The organism is Shinella sp. GW835-FHT14H05, from assembly GCF_058793575.1.
Map to the genome: position 1 here is coordinate 398,950 of NZ_JBXAFY010000001.1, position 22,020 is coordinate 420,969.

20 protein-coding genes are annotated in these 22,020 nt (G+C 64.2%); 5 read left to right on the forward strand and 15 right to left on the reverse strand.

From position 1 onward, the window contains the following. Positions 1 to 14: 14 nt before the first annotated feature. Together AC1Q6Z_RS01880 and AC1Q6Z_RS01885 are read right to left on the reverse strand one after the other, a co-directional pair. Positions 15 to 980: a calcium-binding protein gene (locus AC1Q6Z_RS01880; protein ID WP_492646553.1), complete on the reverse strand. Its 966-nt coding sequence runs from the start codon at positions 978 to 980 to the stop codon at positions 15 to 17. A gap of 50 nt (positions 981 to 1,030) precedes the next feature. Then, complete coding sequence (locus AC1Q6Z_RS01885) at positions 1,031 to 1,294, reverse strand: PepSY domain-containing protein (RefSeq protein ID WP_256120932.1); 264 nt, start codon at positions 1,292 to 1,294, stop codon at positions 1,031 to 1,033. A 112-nt stretch (positions 1,295 to 1,406) separates the two neighbouring features. On the opposite strand from AC1Q6Z_RS01885, the gene AC1Q6Z_RS01890 reads away from it, so the two are divergent. The 3 genes from AC1Q6Z_RS01890 to AC1Q6Z_RS01900 are packed head-to-tail and all read left to right on the forward strand — an operon-like array spanning position 1,407 to position 3,747. Further along, positions 1,407 to 1,742 (forward strand): PepSY domain-containing protein, encoded by a 336-nt coding sequence (locus AC1Q6Z_RS01890; protein ID WP_439623994.1) that lies wholly within the window; start codon positions 1,407 to 1,409, stop codon positions 1,740 to 1,742. Beyond that, positions 1,742 to 2,407 carry a response regulator transcription factor gene (locus tag AC1Q6Z_RS01895; protein ID WP_256120934.1) on the forward strand — a complete coding sequence of 222 codons (666 nt, stop codon included), beginning with the start codon at positions 1,742 to 1,744 and terminating at the stop codon, positions 2,405 to 2,407. Before AC1Q6Z_RS01890 ends, AC1Q6Z_RS01895 begins: the two co-directional genes overlap by 1 nt. After that, on the forward strand, positions 2,404 to 3,747 hold the full coding sequence (locus AC1Q6Z_RS01900) for a sensor histidine kinase (protein ID WP_492646554.1): 1,344 nt from the start codon (positions 2,404 to 2,406) through the stop codon (positions 3,745 to 3,747). Before AC1Q6Z_RS01895 ends, AC1Q6Z_RS01900 begins: the two co-directional genes overlap by 4 nt. Here the strand turns inward: AC1Q6Z_RS01900 and AC1Q6Z_RS01905 are convergent. Both AC1Q6Z_RS01905 and AC1Q6Z_RS01910 read right to left on the reverse strand, forming a co-directional pair. After that, entirely contained in the window at positions 3,744 to 4,892 is a 1,149-nt protein-coding gene (locus tag AC1Q6Z_RS01905) for an SGNH/GDSL hydrolase family protein (RefSeq protein WP_435266219.1), read from the reverse strand. The two genes, AC1Q6Z_RS01900 and AC1Q6Z_RS01905, sit on opposite strands and share 4 nt — an antisense overlap. Positions 4,893 to 5,028: 136 nt before the next feature. Then, a complete protein-coding gene (locus AC1Q6Z_RS01910) occupies positions 5,029 to 6,249 on the reverse strand; it encodes a lytic murein transglycosylase (RefSeq protein WP_256120937.1) in 1,221 nt (406 codons plus the stop codon). Between the two features lie 217 nt (positions 6,250 to 6,466). Between AC1Q6Z_RS01910 and galU the strand changes: the two genes are divergently transcribed. Next, positions 6,467 to 7,354 (forward strand): UTP--glucose-1-phosphate uridylyltransferase GalU, encoded by an 888-nt coding sequence (galU, locus tag AC1Q6Z_RS01915; RefSeq protein ID WP_492646555.1) that lies wholly within the window; start codon positions 6,467 to 6,469, stop codon positions 7,352 to 7,354. Between the two features lie 3 nt (positions 7,355 to 7,357). Here the strand turns inward: galU and AC1Q6Z_RS01920 are convergent, their stop codons facing one another. Then, positions 7,358 to 8,848, reverse strand: coding sequence for an outer membrane beta-barrel protein (locus AC1Q6Z_RS01920; RefSeq protein ID WP_492646556.1), 1,491 nt, complete (start codon positions 8,846 to 8,848; stop codon positions 7,358 to 7,360). A gap of 164 nt (positions 8,849 to 9,012) precedes the next feature. On the opposite strand from AC1Q6Z_RS01920, the gene AC1Q6Z_RS01925 reads away from it, so the two are divergent. Beyond that, the gene (locus AC1Q6Z_RS01925) at positions 9,013 to 10,008 is read left to right on the forward strand and encodes a KpsF/GutQ family sugar-phosphate isomerase (protein WP_256120940.1); all 996 of its coding nucleotides are present in this window, start codon (positions 9,013 to 9,015) and stop codon (positions 10,006 to 10,008) included. Positions 10,009 to 10,073: 65 nt separating this feature from the next. Here the strand turns inward: AC1Q6Z_RS01925 and AC1Q6Z_RS01930 are convergent, their stop codons facing one another. The 10 genes from AC1Q6Z_RS01930 to AC1Q6Z_RS01975 all read right to left on the reverse strand — a co-directional run bounded on the left by AC1Q6Z_RS01930 (position 10,074) and on the right by AC1Q6Z_RS01975 (position 21,950). Then, entirely contained in the window at positions 10,074 to 10,532 is a 459-nt protein-coding gene (locus tag AC1Q6Z_RS01930) for an NfeD family protein (RefSeq protein WP_492646557.1), read from the reverse strand. 2 nt (positions 10,533 to 10,534) lie between these two features. Next, entirely contained in the window at positions 10,535 to 11,578 is a 1,044-nt protein-coding gene (locus tag AC1Q6Z_RS01935; protein WP_492646558.1) for an SPFH domain-containing protein, read from the reverse strand. Positions 11,579 to 11,749: 171 nt separating this feature from the next. After that, positions 11,750 to 12,781 (reverse strand): ferrochelatase, encoded by a 1,032-nt coding sequence (hemH, locus tag AC1Q6Z_RS01940; RefSeq protein WP_492646559.1) that lies wholly within the window; start codon positions 12,779 to 12,781, stop codon positions 11,750 to 11,752. Positions 12,782 to 12,918: 137 nt separating this feature from the next. Continuing rightward, a complete protein-coding gene (locus AC1Q6Z_RS01945; protein WP_492646560.1) occupies positions 12,919 to 14,886 on the reverse strand; it encodes a 5'-nucleotidase C-terminal domain-containing protein in 1,968 nt (655 codons plus the stop codon). 207 nt (positions 14,887 to 15,093) lie between these two features. Then, the gene (gene omp10 / locus AC1Q6Z_RS01950) at positions 15,094 to 15,468 is read right to left on the reverse strand and encodes an outer membrane lipoprotein Omp10 (RefSeq protein ID WP_256120945.1); all 375 of its coding nucleotides are present in this window, start codon (positions 15,466 to 15,468) and stop codon (positions 15,094 to 15,096) included. Positions 15,469 to 15,665: 197 nt separating this feature from the next. Beyond that, the gene (locus AC1Q6Z_RS01955) at positions 15,666 to 17,117 is read right to left on the reverse strand and encodes a homospermidine synthase (protein ID WP_256120946.1); all 1,452 of its coding nucleotides are present in this window, start codon (positions 17,115 to 17,117) and stop codon (positions 15,666 to 15,668) included. A 131-nt stretch (positions 17,118 to 17,248) separates the two neighbouring features. Continuing rightward, positions 17,249 to 18,142 carry a heme-dependent oxidative N-demethylase family protein gene (locus AC1Q6Z_RS01960; protein WP_492646561.1) on the reverse strand — a complete coding sequence of 298 codons (894 nt, stop codon included), beginning with the start codon at positions 18,140 to 18,142 and terminating at the stop codon, positions 17,249 to 17,251. After that, positions 18,139 to 18,633: an aminotransferase class IV gene (locus tag AC1Q6Z_RS01965; protein WP_492646562.1), complete on the reverse strand. Its 495-nt coding sequence runs from the start codon at positions 18,631 to 18,633 to the stop codon at positions 18,139 to 18,141. The genes AC1Q6Z_RS01960 and AC1Q6Z_RS01965 overlap by 4 nt, the downstream gene beginning before the upstream one ends. Before the next feature lie 287 nt (positions 18,634 to 18,920). Continuing rightward, positions 18,921 to 20,078: an aminodeoxychorismate synthase component I gene (locus tag AC1Q6Z_RS01970; protein WP_492646563.1), complete on the reverse strand. Its 1,158-nt coding sequence runs from the start codon at positions 20,076 to 20,078 to the stop codon at positions 18,921 to 18,923. A gap of 18 nt (positions 20,079 to 20,096) precedes the next feature. Continuing rightward, complete coding sequence (locus tag AC1Q6Z_RS01975) at positions 20,097 to 21,950, reverse strand: M3 family oligoendopeptidase (RefSeq protein ID WP_492646564.1); 1,854 nt, start codon at positions 21,948 to 21,950, stop codon at positions 20,097 to 20,099. Between the last annotated feature and the right edge of the window lie 70 nt (positions 21,951 to 22,020).

Here is a 22,020-nt window from a genome sequence, read left to right on the forward strand (position 1 = left end):
TGACTGTTGGGTTCTCAGACGAAGAGGAAGTCCGACGCCGAGAGATCGGCAAGCTTGGTGTCTTCGATGCGAAGTTCGCTCTGGCCGAAATCGAACACCACGTCCTTGCCGCCATCGGCGGTGCGGGCGATGTCGGTGAGGTCGGCGAAGCTCGAGACGCCGAGGCTCTTGGCGATCTCGATCGTGTCGAAATCGGCGCGGAAGTCCTCGATTTCCGTCTTGCCCGTGGTGAAGACGAAGGTGTCACGGCCGGCGCCGCCTTCCAGCTCGTTGTTGCCGGCGCCGCCGTTCAGGCGATCATTGCCGGAACCGCCTTCGAGGTCGTCATTGCCCGCGCCACCCGAGAGGATGTCGTTTCCGGCGCCGCCCTCCAGGTCGTCATGGCCGTTGCCGCCATAGAGCCTGTCGTTGCCGGCATCGCCCGAAAGCTTGTCGTTGCCGCTGAAGCCGGAAATCTTGTCATTGCCGGCGCCGCCGGAGAGCTTGTCGGCCTTGCTGGTGCCGTTCAGCACGTCATCGCCCGACAGCGGGTCCTTCGGCTCGTCGGTGTTCACGGATTTGAAGGAGAAGTCGCTGGCCTTCAGGCTCGAAAGCTTGGTGTCGTCCAGCGTCAGCGTGTTGCCATTGCCGAAGTCGAAGCGCAGGTCCTCGCCGCCATCGACGGACTTGGCGAGTGCCTTCAGCTCGGTGAAATTCTTCACACCGAGCGCGCTGTCGATGACGATCGTGTCGTCACGGCTCGAAAAATCGTCGATCTCGTCGCGGCCGCTGGAAAAGACGAAGGTGTCGCGGCCGGCGCCGCCGGTCAGCTCGTCATTGCCGGTGCCGCCCTGCAGCCAGTCGTTGCCCGCGCCGCCTTCGAGGTCGTCGTTGCCGCCGTAGCCGAAGAGCTTGTCGTTGCCGGCATAGCCGTAGATGTCGTCAGAAGTCGACTGGCCCTTGAGCGTGTTGGCCTTGGAAGTGCCGGTGATCTTTACCATGGGAAATGTCCTTTTTTGATAGGGTCTTCAGGGGAGAGGTTGGGGGAGGATCAGTCTTCGCGTTCCAGGCGCAGGATCTCGCCGGTGTAGCTGTCGATCTTGGCTTCGCTGACCACGTTCTTGGCATCGACGATCTTTGCCTCGAAGTGGCCGTCGTCCATCTCGATCTCGCGGATCGTGTAGCCCTTGGCGGAGAGTTCGTTGGCGACCTGCTCCAGGGTCTTGCGGGGCGAAACCTTGGTGGTTTCCGCCTGGGCGGGCAGGGCGAGGGCGAGGAGGCCTGCGGCGAGAAGGCCGGTCGTCATGGTGCGCATTGCGAAGTCCTTTCCTGTCGTTGTTGAGGAGAGGATTCGCACAGGCCGCCTGTTGCTTGCCTGACAGGCGCTGTCAGCGATTTGTCAGCTTGGCTCGCGTATAGGTAGGGGCATGATCAAGAAACTCCTGACCCCTTTTCCGCTGGCGCTCGCTTTGTTCGTCGCCCTCTCCATCGCGCCGCCCATGGGCGCGCAGGCGGATGACGACGACGATGCGGTGGAACACGAGGAAGCCCGCCGGGCGCTCGAACAGGGCCTCGTGCGCCCGCTCGAACAGATCATCGTGGAAGCGCGCAAGCACGTTCAGGGCGACCTCATCGAAGTCGAGCTTGAGCGCGAGGACGGGCGCTATATATATGAGCTGGAATTCATCCAGCCGTCCGGCCAGATCGTCGAGCTTCAGCTCGATGCCAAGACGATGGCGATCGTAGAGGACGATGCCGACTGATGCGCCTGCTTCTCGTTGAGGACGATGCCCGCATTGCGGCCGATGTCTCCACCGTCCTGAGCGGAGCGGGTTACTCCGTCGAGACGGCTTCTGACGGCAAGGACGCCTGGTTCCTCGGCGATACCGAGGATTATGACCTCATCATCCTCGATCTCGGCCTGCCCAGCATGGACGGCATGTCGCTGCTGAAGCGCTGGCGGGCGAACGGCCGGCACATGCCGGTGCTGGTGCTGACGGCGCGGGGAAGCTGGGCGGAACGCGTCGAGGGCATCGATGCCGGCGCCGACGACTACCTGCCGAAACCCTTCCAGTTCGAGGAATTGCTTGCGCGCGCCCGCGCCCTCATCCGCCGCTCGGTCGGCCATGGCGCGGCGACCATCGCCATTGGCGCGGTCACGATCGATACGCGCGCGATGCGCGTCAGCGTCAATGGCGTGCCGCAATCGCTGACGCCGCTGGAATACCGCCTCGTCAGCTATCTCGGCCATCACCGCGACCGAATCGTACCGCCGACGGAATTGCAGGAGCACCTCTACGGCGACGACTATTCGCGCGATGCCAATGCGCTGGAGGCGCTGGTCGCGCGGCTGCGCAAGAAACTGGGGGCCGTCGCCATCGGCACGCGGCGCGGCTTCGGCTACTATATGGGCGAGAGCGCGCCGTGACGCGCCGCTCGCTGCGCCTTCGCCTTGCGCTTGCGGGCGCTGCGTCCATCATCGCCGCCCTCGTGGCGGCGTTCTTCGTTCTTTCCACCCTGTTCGAGCGGCATGTGGAGCGCCGCATCGCCGCCGAGCTGGCGCTGCATCTCAACCAGATCATCGCCGGGCTTGCCGAACAGCCGGGCACGGCGCTCGATCTCGTGAAGCCGCCGGTCGATCCCCGCTTCGAACGCCCGCTGTCCGGCCTCTACTGGCAGATCGAAGGCGAGGGCAAGCGCCTGCGCTCCCGCTCGCTCTGGGACGATATTCTCACGCTGCCGGATATCCCGGCCGGTGGCGTGCATACGACAACCATTCCAGGACCGGGCGCGGTGCCGCTGCTTCTCGTGGAGCGCGAGGTGGTGACGCCCGAGCGCGCCGGTGCACGGCCGTTGCGGGTGGCGGTGGCGATCGACCGGACCGATATTTCCCGCGCGACGGACGAGTTCGAGGGCGATCTCCTGCCGTATCTCCAGGCCCTTGCCGCCCTTCTGCTGGCCGCGAGCTTCGTGCAGATCTTCGTGGGTCTCAGGCCGCTTGCGACGCTGACCGAACGCCTGTCCGCCATCCGGGCCGGCAAGGCCGAACGGCTCGGCAATGATTTTCCCGATGAGGTCCTGCCCTTGACCGGCGAGGTGGATGCCCTGCTGCAATCGCGCGAAAACCAGTTGCGCAAGGCGCGCGAGCGGGCGGCCGACCTTGCGCATGGTTTCAAGACGCCGCTGCAAATCCTCTCCGGCGACGTGCTGCGCCTGCGCGAGCGTGGGGAGGAGAGCGTCGCCAAGGATATCGAGGCGATCATCCTGCGCATGCGCCGCCATGTCGACCATGAGATGGCCCGCGCGCGCCAGGCGGAACGCGGTCATGCCGGCCGCAGCGATCTTGGTCGCGTCGCCTCGCAGGTCGTCAGCGTCGTCTCGCGCACGCCGGCAGGGCGCGACCTCGACTGGCAGCAGGAAATCGAGCCCGGGCTGATCCTGCGCATCGATCCGGAGGATCTCGCGGAAATCCTCGGCAGCCTTGCGGAAAATGCCGCGCGTTATGCCAGGACCACCGTCGGCATCTTTGCCCGCATGGAGGATCACAATGCGATCATTGAGGTCACCGACGACGGGCCGGGCATTCCGGAAGGCGAGATCGATTTTGTGCTGAAGCGCGGAAGCCGGCTCGACACGACGAGCGAGGGCGCGGGTCTTGGCCTCGCCATTGTCGAGAGCTTCGTCGAGGAGGCGAATGGCAGCTTCGCGCTGGAAAACCGCCAGCCGGGACTTTGCGCCCGCATCACCCTGCCACGGATCGTCGCTTAGGGCGTCGCGACCTTGTTCACGCGAAAATCATCGACGCGGCCGAGTGGCGCATCGGCGATCTCGCCCTTTTCGACCAGCTTTTCACGCAGGCTCTTGCCGTTGCCCTTGATGACCGCGCCGCCGAGCAGCGCCGTGCCGCCGTCGAGCGCCGGGTCGGCGAGGCTGATCGGCTGCGTCTTGGTGATTTCCGTGTCCTCGGCCGGTGCCGTCACCACGAGGTCCTTCAGGTCGCCTTGCAGGCCGGGGCCGTCGGCGGCGGCATCACCCAGCACGCGGCGGATTTCCTTTTCCACGTAGAAGGCGAGCTTGCGCTTGCCGGCCTTGGTGAAGTTGATGCCATCAGAACCACGCAGGCGCACCTGCTGGCCATTGATGTCGGATCCGGAGATCACGAACTTGCCGTTCTCGTCGACGAAACCGTCCCAGATATCGACGAATTCGCCGCCTGCCTTCTCGACGCCGGCGCGGTAGATATTGTTGAGCGTCGTCATGTCGGCGGTCATGGCGGAGGACTGGAAGGCCGGCATGCCGATCCACATCATCGGCTTGCCGCCATTGCGGGCGAGGGTCGCGAGGCGCCCGACGCGGGCTTCATATTCCTTCGTCCAGGCCTCGGAGCGGAACTTTTCCTTTTCCCCTCCGACCGTCATCTGCTGGCGGTCGTTGGCGCCCATGCTGACGACGATCAAGGCGGGCTTGGTTTCCGTGATCAGCGTGGGCAGCGAGGTCGGCCAGTTGTAATAGTCCTCGCGCACGATGCCGGACGACCCGTTGGTGCGGCGCTCCACCACGATGCCGGGTGTCGCCTCGAAGGCGGCGATCAGCCCTTCGCCCAGGCTGCCGGCGATGAAGTCGCCGACGACGAGAACCACCTTGGCGTCCGGCAGCTTTTCGATCGCGGCCGGTTCCGGCTTGGTGGCGACGGTGGTCGTCTGTTTCTTCTTGCGGTTGGCGGTGCGCGGTTTCTTGACCTGCGGCTCGCGCACGACTTCCTTGCGCTTGGGCGTGCCAAACAGCAGTTCCAGGATCGTCTTGCGCTCGCGGCGCTCCTGCGCGCCGGCCGGGATGGCGGTCACGACGACGCTCGCTGCCACGGTAAAGGCGAGGCTGAGCCGCACAATCCGGAACGTCGTGGTCATGCTCATCGCGATGGGCTCTCCGTCTTGACCGCGATCCTGCGGGATATCGGTGGCGGCATGATGGCAAATGAAGTGCGCAAGCGGAAGCGCCCGGCAACAAAAAGGGGCGCCGAAGCGCCCCTGATGTCGTCCAAGTCGGCCGTTAGCGGCGCAGCGCCTTCAGCACTTGCAGGCTTGGCTCGCCATCGGCGGAGAGGCCCATGCGGTTCTGGAAGGCCTGGATCGCGGCCTTGGAGCCGGAACCGAAGTTGCCGTCGACCTCGCCCTCGTAGTAGCCGAGTTCCTTCAGGCGCGTCTGCAACTCGAATTTCTCCGTGATGTCGAGCGTGCCCTCCGGGCGCGGCCAGCGCTGCTTGACGCCGCTATAACCAGCAAGCTGGTCGGCCAGCATGCCGACGCCCATCGCGTAGGAGTCGGACGCGTTGTAGCGCTTGATGACGAAGAAATTCTTGGTCATCAGGAAGCCCGGCCCGCCGTTTGCCGGCAGCTTCAGCTCGGCGCGGTCCGCACCGTTCTTGAAGCCGGAGCCGTTCGGGCGCGTGAAGCCGAGCTTCGCCCATTGGGCGAGCGTCTTCGTCTGGCCGGAATATTTGCTGCCGCCGGTTGGCACGACGATTTCGTAGCCCCAGGTCTTGCCGGCCTGCCAGCCGTTCTTGGCAAGCAGGTTCGCGGCGGTGGCCAGCGCGTCCGGCACCGAGTTCCAGATGTCGCGGTGACCGTTGCCATCGGCATCGACGGCATAGATCAGGTAGCTCGTCGGGATGAACTGGGTGTGGCCCATGGCGCCGGCCCAGGAGCCGGTCATGTCGGCGGCGGCGATGTCGCCGCGCTGGATGATCTTCAGCGCTGCAATGAGCTGCGTGCGTGCGAATTTCGCGCGCTTCTTGTCGGCATAGGCGAGCGTCGCCAGAGCGCGCGGCACGTAATGCAGCCGGTCATCCTTTTCGAGCACCGCGCCGTAGTTCGATTCCATCGACCAGATGGCGAGCAGGATGTTGCGGTCGACGCCGAAATGGCGTTCGAGGGCGGCCAGCGTGCGGCCGTGTTTCGCCGCCATCTCCTGGCCGACGCGCACCGTGTACGGGTTGACGCGCGAATCGAGATAATCCCAGATCTTGTGCTTGAATTCCGGCTGGTAGGCGGCCTTTTCAAGGACGGCCGGGTCGGGTGTCTTGACGCCGGAAAACGCCTTCTGGTAGGTCGATTTGCTGATGCCGGCTTCGGATGCCGTCGCGTAGAAGTCGGCGATCCACTTCTGGAAGCGGGCATCCGCATGGGCGGCGGTGGCCTGGGCGAAAAGCCCGGCCGTGAGCAGGAAGGTGAGCGCGGATCGGCGCAGAACGGTCTTCAGATTCTGTGTCATCGGCTATCATGTCCGTTTTCAAATTTCGGTTCGACGGCAGGGAACCATCGGCTGTTCGCAAAACTTATAAAAACGAAGTCAACAAATTCTTTACCATCAAATTTTTCCCCCGTCTTCTTTCCTAAAAAAGTCGTGCTTTGCAAAAAAATAGCAATTTGACTCTATTTCGGCGCAGATATGTCCTGGCCATGAGGGCAGGGGCTCAACGAGGTGATTAATGTCTCAGACACGTAAGGTTCGCAAAGCAGTGTTTCCAGTGGCGGGCCTCGGCACCCGCTTCCTTCCGGCAACGAAAGCCGTGCCGAAGGAGATGCTGACCGTCGTGGACAAGCCGGTGATCCAGTACGTGGTCGACGAGGCGCTGGATGCCGGCATCGAGCACCTGATCTTCGTGACCGGGCGCTCCAAGGCCGTCATCGAGGACTATTTCGACATCCAGGTCGAGCTGGAGCAGACGCTGCGCCAGCGCAACAAGACGGCCGAGCTGACGCTGCTCGAAAGCATCCTGCCGGTCGCGGGCTCCACGAGCTTCACCCGCCAGCAGGAGCCGCTCGGTCTCGGCCACGCCGTCTGGTGCGCCCGCGAACTCGTCGGCAACGAGCCTTTCGCGCTGCTCTTGCCCGACATGATCATGAAGGGCGAGAAGGGCTGCCTGAAGGGCATGGTGGAGTTGTTCGAGCACAGCGGCGCGAACATCATCGCGGTCGAGGAATGCGCGCCGGACCAGGCCCACAAATACGGCATCGTCGGCGTCGGAGAGACGATCGGCGACGGTTTCGCCATCACCAAGATGGTCGAGAAGCCGCCGCAGGGCACGGCGCCCTCCAACTTCTTCATCAACGGCCGCTATATCCTCCAGCCGGAAATCTTCCCGATCCTCTCCACGCAGGAGCGCGGCGCGGGCAACGAGATCCAGCTCACCGACGCCATGGTGAAGCTCGCCGGCGATCAGAAGTTCGCGGCCTATCACTTCCGCGGGGAAACCTACGACTGCGGCGCGAAGGACGGTTTCATCCTGGCGAACATCGCTTTCGCGCTCGCGCGTGCGGACATTCGTCCCTCCGTCGAAGGGCCGCTGCGGGAGCTCGTCGCCAAGCTGAAATAAGGTTTAGCGCCGCAGTACGAGACCGATACCGGCACGTGTGATGCCGGTGTCGGGGCCGGACTGGGTCGTCAGCTCATAGGAGACGTCTCCTGTGAGCGCCAGCCAGCGGTTGAGGTCCCAGGTGAGACCGGTGCCGACGAGGTAGACGTTCTGGTCGGAACTGCCGGAAGAGGGGAAGTTGCGCCAAGTATAGGCGCCGCTCAGCCGCGCCACGAGGTTTTCGCGCAGTTCGTGCGTCAGCTCCGCCGTCGTTTCATAGGCGACATAGCCGCTCTGGCCGGCGCTGGTCGAGGGCTCGATTTCCGTGCTGAGGCCGAGCCTCAGGTCCGTGCCGCGCTGCGGCGACCAGAAGATCGAGCCGTCGATCGCCACCGCCTCGATGGCCTTGAGGCGCTTGTCGTCGAAGGCGGAGCGCTGGTAGCCGATGCCGAGTTCGCCACGCAGCTTTTCACCGAGATCCACTTCCACGCCCGCGCGCGCGCCAAGTGTGGCGGCGGAGCGCTCGTAGCCCAGCGAATCGCGTTTGTGATCGTAGATCGACCGGCCGACGGAAGCTTCGAGATAGGGGATCAGCGCCGGCGAGACTTCAAAGCCGACGCGTCCCGTGATCGTGCCTTCGGTGAAGTTTCTATCGGAGAGGCTGAGCTTGTCGCCGTTTGCGAGTTTCGCCGAGCCGTAGATTTCGCGTTCGATATCGGTGGCGATCGTGCCGCGGATCACGCCGAAATCGCGGGTCACACGCGCGCCGGCGGTAAAATTGTGCACGCCGGACTGCACGCTGGCGCCGTCGATGGCGTTGGGATCGCTGGAGTTTTCGCGCTCGAAATTGTAGCCGGCGGTCAGGTTGGCGATCGTGTCGTTGCTGAGGTCGAGCCGAAGATCGCTGTTGATGTTGAATTCCGGCTCCGTCTCGCCGCTGCCGCTGAGATTGCGCTGGTAGACACCGTCGGCGACGATCGAGAGCTGATGGCGCGACCAGTCGGAGACGAGCGAGCCGCGGAAGCCGGTTTCGGAGAAACTGCGGCTCTCAGAGGAGGAGCCCGTCTTGGTCTTCTCGTAGCCGATGCCCTGCGACAGCGAGGGCTTCAGTACGAAGGCGCCGAGGCGGATGCCGGTCGGCTCATAGGGGTCGCCGAATTCGCTCGTCACATTGTCGACGTTGCCTTCCCGCGCGTTCAGGCGTTCGCCTTCGCGGGCGGTGCGCCGGATGGCGCCGGTCTCGTCCGCGGCCTCGGCCAGCGCACCGGCCTGGTCGTCGGTCAAAGCGGGCTGGGTCGTCGTTGTCGTGGTGGCTGTCGTCGCCGCATCGGCCGGGTCCGCGTCGGGATCGGCGTCAGGATCGTCGACGAGGGGATTGAGCGGCTGCTGGAACGTCGTCGTTTCGGCAGGCAATTGCTGCTGGGCAAAGGCGGGAATGGCGGCAAGGACGGTGCCGGCGAGCAGCAGCCCGGCCAGACGCCGTGACAGGCGGGGCGACGTTGCCCCGCGATCCATTCCGTTTGCCTCTGGCATGATTGGGCCTGCGATTCTTTCAATTTCCTAAGCGAACGTAAACCGTTGTGGTTAACGCTTGGTTGCTTTCGGGCGGAATCACTCGCCGTAACAATCTGCTGTCATTCGTGCATGGACAGTTTCTTACAAAAGCGCTAACGAGGCGCATGATCAAAAGACAGGCACAAGTTGACAGCGACGGCGCTATCGCCTCCGCACTCCGCACCGTTGAAACGGAAAAAGCTGGTCTCACCGCTCTCTCGGCGGCCCTCGAAGGTCGGCTCTACGACGCGTTCTGCGAGGCCGTGCGCCTCATCGGCGACATCAGCGGCCGCGTCATCGTCACCGGCGTCGGCAAGTCCGGCCATATCGGCGTGAAGATCGCCGCGACGCTCGCCTCCACCGGCACGCCGTCCTTCTTCGTGCATCCCGTCGAGGCCACCCATGGCGACCTCGGCATGATCGCCCGCGACGACGTCATCCTCGCCATGTCCTGGAGCGGCGAAACCGCCGAATTGCAGGGCATCGTCTCCTATTCCCGCCGCTTCTCGATCCCGCTGATTGCCATCACCTCCGGCGAACGCTCCGCACTTGCCCGCGAGGCGGATACGGTGCTGCTGCTGCCGAAGGAGCAGGAAGCCTGCCCGCACGGTCTCGCACCCACCACCTCGACGCTGATGCAGCTCGCCCTTGGCGATGCGCTCGCTGTGGCCCTGCTCGAAGCGCGCGGCTTCACCGCGACCGATTTCAAGACCTTCCATCCCGGCGGCAAGCTCGGCGCGAGCCTTTCCCATGTCGGCGATATCATGCACAGCGGCGAGAACATGCCGCTCGTGGCGCTCGGCACCTCGATGCCCGATGCCGTGCTGCTGCTCTCGCAGAAGCGTTACGGCTGCGTCGGCGTCATCAATGACGAGGGCATCCTCGTCGGCATCGTCACGGATGGCGACATCGCGCGCAATCTTTCGCGCAACCTCGCCGAACTCAGCGTCAACGAGATCATGACGCGCGCGCCGAAGACCGTGAAGCCGACGACGCTCGCGACCGCGGCGCTCGGCCTGCTCAACCAGTACAATATTTCCGCGCTGATCGTCACCGACGAGACTTTCCGCCCCGTCGGCGTCGTGCATTTCCACGATCTGCTCAGGATCGGCGTCGCCTGATCCGGACGTCCACAGGTACAAGCCAAAACCCCCGCATTTCCTGGAAATGCGGGGGTTTTGTTTGACTAGATAGCTTCGACCGTCAGATTGCCGCCGCTGCTGGTCGTGACGCGCACGCGGGTGCCGACCGGCAGGTCCGGTCCCTGAACGTTCCACATCGTATCGTCGAGACGAATGCGGCCGCGGCCTTCCGCGATCGGCTGTTCCAGCGTCGCCGTGCGGCCGATGAGGCTGTGGCCGCGCTGGTTGAGGTGCGGCTGGTCGGAGGTCTGTCCGTGGCTGCTGACGATGCGCCGGCCGATGATCGCCGCGATGAGCGACAGCACCGCAAAGACCAGCCATTGCGCGTGCCATGTCCAGAACGCGGTTTCCCACAGGGCGAGCGAAAGGGCGCCGGTGATGATGGCCGCAATGCCGATCCAGACGAGGAAGACGCCGGGCATCAGCACTTCGAGAATCAGCAGAACGATGCCCAGCACCCACCAGGCCCAGGGGCCGAGTTCCGTGACGACGCGCTCGATCATGCTCAGCCTCCCTGCGACGTCGGGTCGAACGGGTTGCGGAAGGTGGGCGTCGAGGCGGTGGTGGTCGTTGCCGGGGTCGTCGTCGTCTGGCGCGTGCGCGGCGTGACCGCACCCTGCGCCGGGCCGCCGTCGCCGAACACTTCGCGGGCGATGGCGCCGATGCCGCCGAGCGAGCCGACGAGCGCGGAGGCCTCCATCGGCATCAGCACGATCTTGGAATTCGGCGCCTTGCCGATCGCGGCCATGGCTTCGGTATATTTCTGCGCGACGAAGTAGTTGATCGCCTGCACGCTGCCGGCGGCGATGGCCTCCGACACAACCTTGGTCGCCTTGGCTTCGGCTTCCGCCAGGCGTTCGCGGGCCTCGGCGTCGCGGAAGGCGGCTTCGCGCTGGCCTTCGGCTTCGAGGATCGCGGACTGTTTCGCACCCTCGGCACGCAGGATCTGCGCGTTACGGGCACCCTCGGCTTCCAGAACCTGGGCGCGCTTTTCACGCTCGGCCTTCATCTGCCGGCCCATCGAATCGACGAGATCCTTCGGCGGCGCGATGTCCTTGATCTCGACGCGGGTGATCTTGATGCCCCAGGGATTGGCCGCCTCGTCGACGACGCGCAACAGCTTGTCGTTGATGACGTCGCGGTTGGAGAGCAGCTCGTCCAGGTCCATCGAGCCCATGACCGAGCGGATGTTGGTCATGGTGAGGTTGAGGATGGCGTTTTGCAGATTGGCGACCTGATAGGCGGCCTGGGCGGGATTGAGGATCTGGTAGAAGGCGACGCCATCGGCAGAGACGCTCGCATTGTCGCGGGTGATGACCTCCTGCGTCGGGATGTCGAGCACCTGCTCCATCACGTTCATCTTCGCGCCGATGCGGTCGATGAAAGGGATGATCAGGTTGAGGCCGGGCTCAAGCGTGCGCGTATAGCGGCCGAAGCGTTCCACCGTGTACTGGTAGCCCTGCGGGATCGTCTTGATCCCGGCAAACAGGATCAGGATGACCAGGACCACGAGGGCGATGACGACGATATCCAATCCTGCCAAATCCATGGTGTTCTCCCCAAAGCATATCGCGCACCGTGTTCAGCGGTTTCGCGGGAACGACATGCGTAAATTCAATAATCCAAAGCACGCGCGCGCTTTGCAGGCCGCGCGGCGCCACTTTAAGGAATACGCGCCGCGGCGCCAGTCTATTTGGACGGGTGGAAGATTTATCGGTGCTCAGATCCAGCCGGCGAGTTCACGCCGCACGACCTTCTCCAACACGGCCATGCCTTCGGGCGAATCGTTGAGACAGGGGATGTGGGTGAATTTCTCGCCGCCATTGTGGTGGAAGCTTTCGGCCGCCTGCTCGGCGATCTCTTCCAGCGTTTCCAGGCAATCGGAGACGAAGCCGGGATTGATGACGGCGATGCGCTTAACACCCTCCTGCGCCAGCTTTTCCACCGTCTTGTCGGTGTAGGGCTGCAGCCATTCTTCTGGCCCGAAACGGGACTGGAAGGTGATCATCAGCTTGTCTTCCGACCAGCCGAGACGCTCGCGCAGCAGGCGCGCGGTCTTCTGGCACTGGCAATAGTAGGGGTCGCCCTTTTCGAAATAGCTTTTCGGAATACCGTGGAAGGAGGTCAGCACCTTTTCCGGTTCCCAGTCGAGCGTCGCCAGGTGCTTCTCGATCGAGACGGCCAGCGCATCGATATAGGCCGGGTCGTCGTGATAGGGCGGCACCGTGCGAAGTGCGGGCTGCCAGCGCAGCTTGAGCAGCGTCTCGAAGGCCTTGTCGTTGACGGTCGCTGTGGTTGCCGCGGCATATTGTGGATAGAGCGGGAAGACGAGAATGCGGTCGCAGCCCTGCTTTTGGAGGTAATCCATGCGCGACGCGATGGAGGGCTGGCCGTAGCGCATGGCCCAGTCGATGACGACCTCGGTCTGATCGGTGAAGGATTTCGCCATCAGCTCGGCCTGGCTGCGCGTATAGGTGCGCAGATAGCTCTCGTTCTTCTCCTTGTTCCAGATCGTCTCATAGGCCTTGCCGACCTTGCCGGGGCGGGTGTTGAGCACGATGCCGAAGAGGATCGGATACCAGGCGAAACGCGACCATTCGATCACCCGCCTGTCCATCAGGAACTCCTTCAGGTAGCGGCGCATGGAGGTGTAGTCGGTGCCGTCAGGCGTGCCCAGATTGACGAGCAGCACGCCGACCTTGCCGTTTTTGACGGGCGGATGGCTGGCGGGCGTGGCGGCTGGGTGCGGCATGATGCGGTCCTGTACGTGCGGGTTTTCGGTCATCGCCCGTTTACGCGGGCGGAGCCGGGTTGGTTCAGAATCGTTCTAAAAAGAAATGCCGGCCCGGGAAAGCCCGGGCCGGCAGAAAAAGTGGAGACAAATTGTCCTTATTTGGCCGGGATCGACAGTTCCGTACCAACATGCAGGGCACGCGGCCGCGGATTGCCGTTGGCTTCCGCGATCCGGCGCCACAGCGTGCCGTCGCCATAGGCGACCTTGGCGAGATCCCACAGCGTATCGCCGCGCGCGATGACATGTTTGCCGCCGGCCGTCGTGGTGGTCGCCGCGGTTTCGGTCGCCGTGGTCGTGGCTTCGGAACCGGCTGCGGCTTCACCTGTCGTTGGTGTTGCGGCGCTGTCGACGGACTTGGCGGCGGTATCCGTGGAGGTCGCCGTTTCGCCCGTTGCCGGCGCAGTCTCGGTGCTGGTTGCGGTCTCGGCGGTGGTCGTCGGGCTTTCCACGACAGTGGCGGCTGCTACCTCGGTGATGCGGCCGTCCGTGTATGGCTTGTACGGGCGGTTTGCCGAAAGATAGTCGGCGACGACCAGTTCGAGGTTCGGGCCGAAGTCATAGGCGTTCATGCCCGCCTTGGCGAAGACGGAATAGCCGTCGCCACCCGCGCGCATGTAGTTGTTGGAGACCACGTTGTAGGTCTTGGCCGCATCGAGCGGCACGAAGGCGTTGCCCTCCTTCACCTCGACGGAGACCACGCGGCTGCCGGACGGCTTCGACTTGTCGAAGGAATATTTCATGCCGGAGACCTGCGGGAAGCGGCCGGCACCTTCCTCGATCTGGCTGAGGCCGTTTTCGAGGGCGGCGACGAGGTCCGAGCCCTTGAGCTGGAAGGTCGCGACGGTGTTCTGGAACGGCAGGACCGAGAGCACTTCGCCCATCGAGACCGGGCCGCCGTCGATCGAGGCGCGCAGGCCCCCGCCGTTGGTGATGGCGATCGTTGTGCCCTGGCCCTTGGTGCGGTCGAGGATGGCGTCCGTCACCAGGTTACCCATGGCGCATTCCGCCGCGCGGCACACTTCGCGCGAACCGTCGATGGGCGAGGCACTTTCGGCGACGATCTTGTTCTTCAGCTCCTCGATCGGACCGCCGAGTTCCTTGATGCGGGCGAGAACGGCCTCGTCCGGCTTGATCGACGCATCGATCAGGATCGGTTCGCCGGAGCTTGCCTTCACCACGCCGGCGTCGTCGAAGACGACCTTCAGGTTGCCGAGATATTTCGAATAGGCGCCGGCCTGCACGACGGGCACCTTGTAGCCGCCGGGATTGTCGACCAGCGTCGGGTAGGGGCCTTCCGCCTTGTCCGAGGTGTTCGACAGGAAGGTGTTGGTGTGGCCGCCGACCACGACGTCGACATCCGGGATTTTGGCGATCGCCGCGAGGTCGCGCGGATAGCCGACATGGGTGAGCGCGATGATCTTGTTGACGCCCTGCTTCTTCAATTCGCCGATCGCGGCCGTGATGTCGGCGACGTCATCGCCGATCAGCACGTTCGGGCCGGGCGAGGAGAGTTCCGCCGTATCGTTGGCAACCGCGCCGACGATGCCGATCTTCTGGCCGCCCTGTTCGAGCACGATGAACGGCTTGATGCGGTCGCCGATCTTCGAGCTTGCGCTGGCGGCGACGTTTGCGGTGACGACCGGGAACTGCACCTTGTCGAGGAAGGTCGCGAGCCCATCCTCGCTGTCGTCGAATTCATGGTTGCCGACGGTCATGGCGTCGAACTTCATCAGGTTCAGGAATTCCGCTTCCACCGCGCCCTTGTAGGTCGTGTAGAACAGCGAGCCCTGGAAATTGTCACCGGCATTCAGCAGCAGCAGATTCTTGCCGGTCTGGGCCTGGCGCTGGGCATCGATCGCAGCCTTGAGGCGCGCGACGCCGCCGAAGCATTCGCCCTTGCCTTCTTCCTCGGCCGAGCAGGTCGAATCGAACTTGTTGATCGCCTCGATGCGCGAATGCAGGTCGTTGATGTGCAGGATGTTCAGCTCGTAATCCGCAAGCGCGGAGCCGCTGGAGAGCGCGATAAGGGAGGCGGCCAGAAGGCCGGATCGGAAAATCGTCATGGTCCTGTTCTCCTTGTTTGCCCGCGGCGTGGCGCGGGAGAGGCTGTCCGCTGCACGATAGGCCGGAAACATGACAGCCGGCCGGCGGATGTTTTCACCGCTTGTCGGCAACTTCAAGAGAAAAGACACGACGCCGAAACGATCGCATATTTATGCGCTAAAACGAAAAAAGGGCCTCGCGGCCCTCTCTTCTTGATGTGCCGTCGCTCAGACCGCGCGGCGGGCGAGCGAGAACTGCGCGCCTTCGGCCGTGGTGCAGTTGAGCTGCGCCTGGCTGACCAGCGCGCAATTGACCTTGGACTGGGTGTTGCGCACCAGCGAGGTCATGTTGATCTCGACCAGCGTCGGCGAGGTGTTGATGTAGGTGCCGGATGCCAGGAGCTGGTTCGTGTCGGTCGTGCGCGTCGAGAACGTGCCGGCCGCAAAGGTGGAGACGATGCCGTTCGGATCGACCCAGGCGCCCTCGACGCCGGTCTGCTGCTGCTGGCGGATGGGGGGCAAATCCCGGGGGGCGCGGTCGCTCTGGCAGGAGGCGAGCGCGACAGAGGCGGCCAGCAGGCTGAGGGCGGTGATCGGCTTCATCTACAATCTCCCAAGGTCACGGTGGCGCGAACCACCCGTCCAATTCGCCAGACCATGCCGCGAAGAGACGTCGAAAGCAAGACGGGCCGCCGGGCGAACCGGCATTATCCCATTGAAAGCCCCACCGAAAGCCTCATTCAAACGAAGACGCCCGCGGCCAAGCCGCGGGCATCCGGCATTCGATTTGTCAGGTCGCTTTAGCGAACCAGGATGTTCTTGAACTGCCACGGATCCTTCGTGTCGAGGTCTTCCGGGAAGAGGCCCGGGCGGCCGTCGAGCGGGGTCCAGTCGGTGTAGTGGCCTTCGACCGGGCCGAGATACGGCGTCTGCACTTCGAGGCAGCGCTTGTAGTCGACCTCGTCGGCTTCCACGATGCCGGCCTTCGGATTTTCCAGCGCCCAGACCATGCCGGCGAGCACGGCGGAGGTCACCTGCAGGCCGGTCGCGTTCTGGTAGGGGGCGATGCGGCGGGTTTCTTCCAGCGACAGGCGCGAACCATACCAATAGGCGTTCTTGTCGTGGCCGTAGAGCAGCACGCCGAGTTCGTCGATGCCGTCCACGAGTTCGTTCTCGTCAAGGACGTGCAGGACCGGCTGCTGGTTGCCGCCATTGCCGAACATTTCGTGCAGCGAGAGCACGGCGTCGTTGGCCGGATGGTAGGCGTAGTGGCAGGTCGGGCGGTAGGAGACGTCGCCGTCCTTGTCGCGCACCGTGTAGTAGTCGGCAATCGAGATCGACTCGTTGTGGGTGACGAGGAAGCCGTATTGCGGGCCGGGCGTCGGGCACCAGGAGCGCACGCGCGTGTTGGCGCCGGGCTGTTCCAGGTAGATCGCGGCCTTGCAGCCCTTCTTGTGCTTCTTGGCGTTCTTCGGCATCCATTCTTCATGGGTGCCCCAGCCGAGTTCGGCCGGCTGCAAGCCTTCCGAGATGAAGCCCTCGACCGACCAGGTGTTCCAGAAGGTGTTGAACGGCTTCGGGTTCTTGGTGCGCTGGGTATCGCGCTCGGCGATGTGCACGCCCTTGACGCCGACCTTCTTCATGAGCTTCGCCCAGCCTTCGCGGTCGTCCTGCGCCGGCTCTTCGAACTTCAGCTCGAGATCCTTTGCGAGGTTGACCAGCGCCTGCTTGACGAACCAGGAGACCATGCCCGGGTTTGCGCCGCAGGTGGAAACGGCCGTCGTGCCGCCCGGGTTCTTGTCCTTCTCGTGGCGCAGCGTCTCGCGCAGCGCATAGTTCGTGCGGTCGGCATTCTTCATGCTCTTGTCGAAGTAGAAGCCGAGCCAGGGCTCGATGACCGTGTCGATATAGAGCGCGTCGAGCTTGCGGCAGAGCTTGATCAGGTCGAGCGAGCCGGTGTCGACCGAGAGGTTGACGCAGAACGCCTGGCCGCCGCCTTCCTTGAGGAGCGGCTTCAGCAGGTCCTTGTAGTTTTCCTTGGTGATATGCGCCTTGATGTGACGCACGCCGTGGCGGGCGTAGATCTCGGCATCAGCGGCGTCTTCGCGCGGCTCGATGACGATCAGCCGGTTCCGGTCATATTTGAAATGGCGCTCGATCAGCGGCAGCGTGCCGCGCCCGATGGAGCCGAAACCGATCATCACGATCGGACCGGTGATTTCGCCATAAACCGGATAGGTGCTGTCTGCCATTTGGTTCTCCTGCGGACGGCCGCTTTTCGCAAAAACAGGGCCTCTGAGGGCCCCATAGCATAGTATCGCAGCGCTAGAGCACAGATTTCTGTCACAATAAAGAGCGGCCACGGATTTCTGCGGTGATATTCTTAACCGGCCGCAATCGCCCGCAATTGCGCCGCAAGCGTCGCCCTTTTCGCGATAAGCCCCTTGTATTCGGCCTGCGGCAGGCTCAGCGCTTCGAGCTGGTCGGCGAAGACCGCCGCGACCTTGGCGGCATCCGGCAGCGTACGCACCGCGGCGAGCGGATCATTGTAGATGCGGATGGTGAAGAGGATGTCGCCAGAGGCCGGCAGCTTGCGCAGCGTCTGGCGCTCGACCCGCGCGAAGGTGGTTTCCAGCGACAGCGTATGACCTTCCGGCAGGGCGCCGTGCGCCTTGGAGGCCGGGTAGTGCAGGTCGGCATCGGGGTTGATCGACCAGTTGAAACGGAAGACCGGCTGCTCGACCTTGAGATTGTCGAACATGCGGTTGATCAGCGTGGCATTGCGGGTGCCGTCGCCGAAATCCGGCACGGGCGCATGGATATCCTCCATGCGGCGCCCGAATTTTTCCGTGAGCGTCCAGGAGGAGGGGAAGGCGACATAGCCGGCCACGAGCCGCCAGCCGGTCTCGTCGCGGCGCATGAGGACGAGATCCTCCTGAACCAGCGCTCCGGCCGTGACCAGCGGTGCTTCGTCGGTATCGAGCGCAATGGTGCGTTCGCCGATGCGGATCGTCGATCCTTCGCGGTGGTAGAGGGCGGAGTGCTGCTCCGTGACGTGGTCAGTGAGAAGGTCGAGAACCTCCTGCTGAGCCTCGCGAGTGTCCGCTTCTTCGACGAAGACGGTGTCGCGGTGATCGGCGATGAGCCGGTCCTTTTCGCGGAGATAACGTTCGAGATCGCCGTCCGGCTCGATCCAGCGGGCCGGGTCGAGCGGGCCGAGGCCAATGGTGAAGAGACGGGCGGAGCCGTCATAGGGCGTGTAGGTCGGTTGTTTCATGCGAGGCTGCCCCGGATGAGCCCGCGCAGCGAATTGCCGACGAAGATGGTGCCGCGGGTGAGGTCCTCGGATCGAAGGACATGTTCGGCGGCCTTGCCGCTGTCCAGCAGTTCCTGCCGGAGCACGCCGGCCAGCAGCCCGGACGTGAGCGGCGGTGTCTTGAGGATGCCGGAACCGTCGTCGAGGAAGAGCGAGGTGATCGTGCCCTCGCAAAGCTCGCCGCGCTCGTTGAGGAGGAGGACTTCCTCCGCCTCCGCCGCGGGAATTTCGGCGCGGGCGGCGGTATAGGCGGCGCGGCGGGAGGTCTTGTGGCGCAGCAGCAGATCGTTGGAAGCGAGGCGGGTCGTGGCGATCTTAAGGCGCCAGGTTGTGTCGGGCGCGAGCGACGTGAAGGGGGCCGTCTGCACATCGATCCGGCCGTCGGCAAAGAGTTCGAGGCGGATTCGGAGGGGCTGAGGGTACTGCTCACCCCCCTCTGCCCTGCCGGGCATCTCCCCCTCAAGGGGGGAGATTGGACAGACGCTTTGCTTTCCACCAAGAACGGGCGTCGTTGCTCCCGCTCCGCCGGCTGATAGGAGGGCCGGTGAGGGTCCCCCATCGATCTCCCCCCTTGAGGGGGAGATGCCCGGCAGGGCAGAGGGGGGTAGCGCAGCAGCGAGCGCCGACCTCGCGCCATCCGCTCCCGGCAACCCAAGCTCCGCCGCCGACCGCGCAAGCCGCGCCAGATGCCGCTCCAGCCGCACGAAGCCCGCGCCGGGCTCCCACCGCAAGGTCTCGATCAGCGAGATATCCATTGATCCCCCACCGCAAAGCGCGCCTTCAGCAGCGCTTCCTCATATTCCGACTCCGCGGTGGAATCGAAGACGATGCCGCCGCCGACGTTGAAGACCGCTTGGCCATCCGGAAAGAGCGAGATGGTGCGGATGGCGACGTTGAAGCGCATGGTGCCGTTGGGCGCGATCATGCCGATGGCGCCGCAATAGGCGTCGCGCGGGCCGTCCTCCAGGTCGTGCAGGATTTCCATGGCGCGCATTTTGGGCGCGCCGGTGATCGAGCCGCAGGGGAAGAGGGCGGCGAAGATGTCGCGGATCGAGGTGCCGGGCGTGAGCTTCGCCCGCACATGGCTCACCATCTGGTGCACGGTCGGGTAGGTCTCGACGGCGAAGAGTTTAGGCACATGAAGCGTGCCGACCTCGGTGATGCGCGAGATGTCGTTGCGCAAGAGGTCGACGATCATGCGGTTTTCGGCCTGCGACTTCGGGTCGGCCTGCATCTGCGCAATGATCCTCGCATCCTCGGCCGCACTCGCCCCGCGCGGCGCCGTGCCTTTCATCGGATGCGTCTCGACCCAGCCCTCTTTATCTATGTCGAAGAACAGCTCCGGCGAGCGAGAGAGCAGTTGCGGCCCATCCAGCGAGACGAAGGCGCCGTAGCGCACCGGCTGGCGCTCGATCAGCGACCAGAAGGCGGCGAGCGGGTCGCCGGTCCAGCGGGCGCGGATCGGCATGGTGAGGTTCGCCTGGTAACAGTCGCCCTGGCGCAGATGCTGGTGCAGCCGCTCGAAGCGGCCGCGGTAGGTGTCAAAATTCCAGTCGGCCTTCGGCTCGGTGAGGAAAGGCTCGTTCTCGGTACGCTGGCGCGGCTTGGCGAGTGGGTGGTCGTCCGCCGGCTTTTCGAAAATGCCGAAGCTCATCAGCGGCGTCGGGCGGTTTTCCACCGCGAGCGGCGCCAGCTTCGCCTCGAAGAGATGGCCCGCCTCATAGCTCATGAAGCCGGCGATCCAGTGGCCCTTTTCATGCGCCGCCTGCAGGGCCGCGAAGGCCGGCTCGAAGCCGGCGCGCTCGCGCACGGTGACGATCGCGACCGGATCGGCGAAAACCACCGTCCTGTCCTCGCGGTCGTCCCTGAGGAGCACATAACGTTCGCGGTCGGTCATGCGGGCATCCGGCTTCTTTTACGATGAGGCCTTATCAAGCGCTTCCAACTCGTCGATCAGCCCCTCGATCATCGACAGTCCCTTGCTCCAGAACGACGGATCGCTCGCATCGAGGCCGAAAGGTTTCAGCAGTTCGGAGTGATGCTTGGTGCCGCCGGCCTTGAGCAGGTCGAAATACTTCGCCTGAAAGCCCGTGTCCGCCTGCTGATAGACGGCATAGAGCGAGTTCACCAGGCAGTCGCCGAAGGCATAGGCATAGACGTAGAAGGGCGAATGGATGAAGTGGGGGATATAGGCCCAATAGGTCTCGTAGCCCTCGGAAATCCGGATCGCCGGGCCGAGGCTTTCCTCCTGCACGGAGAGCCAGAGTTCGCCGATCTGGTCGCTGGTGAGTTCGCCTTCCTTGCGGGCGGTGTGCAGCTTGCGCTCGAATTCGTAGAAGGCGATCTGGCGCACGACCGTATTGATCATGTCCTCGACCTTCTGGGCGAGCATGGCCTTGCGCTCGCGCTGGTCCTTCGTCTTGTCGAGCAGGCTGCGGAAGGTCAGCATCTCGCCGAAGACGGAGGCGGTTTCGGCAAGCGTCAGCGGCGTCGAGGCCATCAGCGCACCCTGGCCGCCGGCCAGCACCTGATGCACGCCGTGACCGAGTTCATGGGCGAGCGTCATCACGTCGCGCGGCTTGCCCATATAGTTGACGAGCACATAGGGATGCGCGGAGGGGACAGTCGGATGCGCGAAGGCGCCCGGCGCCTTGCCGGGGCGTACCGGGGCGTCGATCCAGCCGTGGTCGAAGAAGCGTTTGGCTATATCGGCCATTTCGGGCGCGAAGGCGCTGTAGGCGGAGAGCACGGTGTCGCGCGCTTCGTCCCAGGAGATCGTCGCGTCCGATGTCTCGGGAAGCGGCGCATTGCGATCCCAGAACTGCATCTGCTCCATTCCGAGCCACTTCGCCTTCATCGCATAGTAGCGGTGGGAGAGGCGCGGATATGCTTCGCGCACGGCCGCGGCCAGCGCTGCGACCACCTCGGGCTCGACGCGGTTCGCCAGATGCCGGCTGTCGGCGATGTCGGAAAAGCCGCGCCAGCGGTCGGAGATTTCCTTGTCTTTCGCGAGCGTGTTGGTGATCAGCGTGAAGGTGCGGATATTTGCCTTGAAGGTCGCCGCGAGCGCTTGCGCGGCCTTGCGGCGGGCCTCGCCATCGGGCGACTGGAGCTGGTTGAGGGCGATCTCCAGCGGCACTTCCTCACCGTCGATATCATAGCGCAGCGAGGCCATGGTCTCGTCGAACAGCCGGTTCCAGGCGGCCGCACCCGTCATTGATTTTTCGAGGAAAAGCTGCTCCGTCTTGTCGTCGAGCTGGTAGGGCTTGTCCTTGCGCAGGTCCTCGATCCAGGGGCGATAGTGCGCAGCAAGCGCATCCTTGTTAAGCGCCGCGTCGATGCGCTCGTCCGCTATCCTGTTGAGTTCAAGCGAGAAAAACAGGAGATGCGCGCCGAGGTCGGTCAGCTTCGACTGGACGTCGCCGTAGAACTTGCCGTTCGCCGGATCGGTGGTGTTGGTGAAATAGGTGAGGCCGGCGAAGGAGACGATGCGGCCGAGCAAGTCTTCCAGCGCCTCGAATTCGCGCACGGCGGCACCGATGCCCTCGTCGCCCGTCTTCTCGGTCGCGGCGTCCAGCTTGCCCTTCCAGCGGGCCTCGAAGGCAAGCGAATCCGCCTCGGCCTTCTTCATGTCGGCCAGGAATTCCGGCGCGGTCGGCGAGGGGTAGAGATCGGTCAGATTCCAGCCGGGAAGGTCGCCCAGCTCGGCGGCAGCGGCGGCGTCGGCCGGCGCGAAGACGATGCGGGCTTCGGGGACATTACGGGTCATCTTCACTCTCTCTTCCAGGTGGTCGGATCGGTTGTCTTGCTTGCGTCGGCGTTGGTTAAAATGCAAGCCT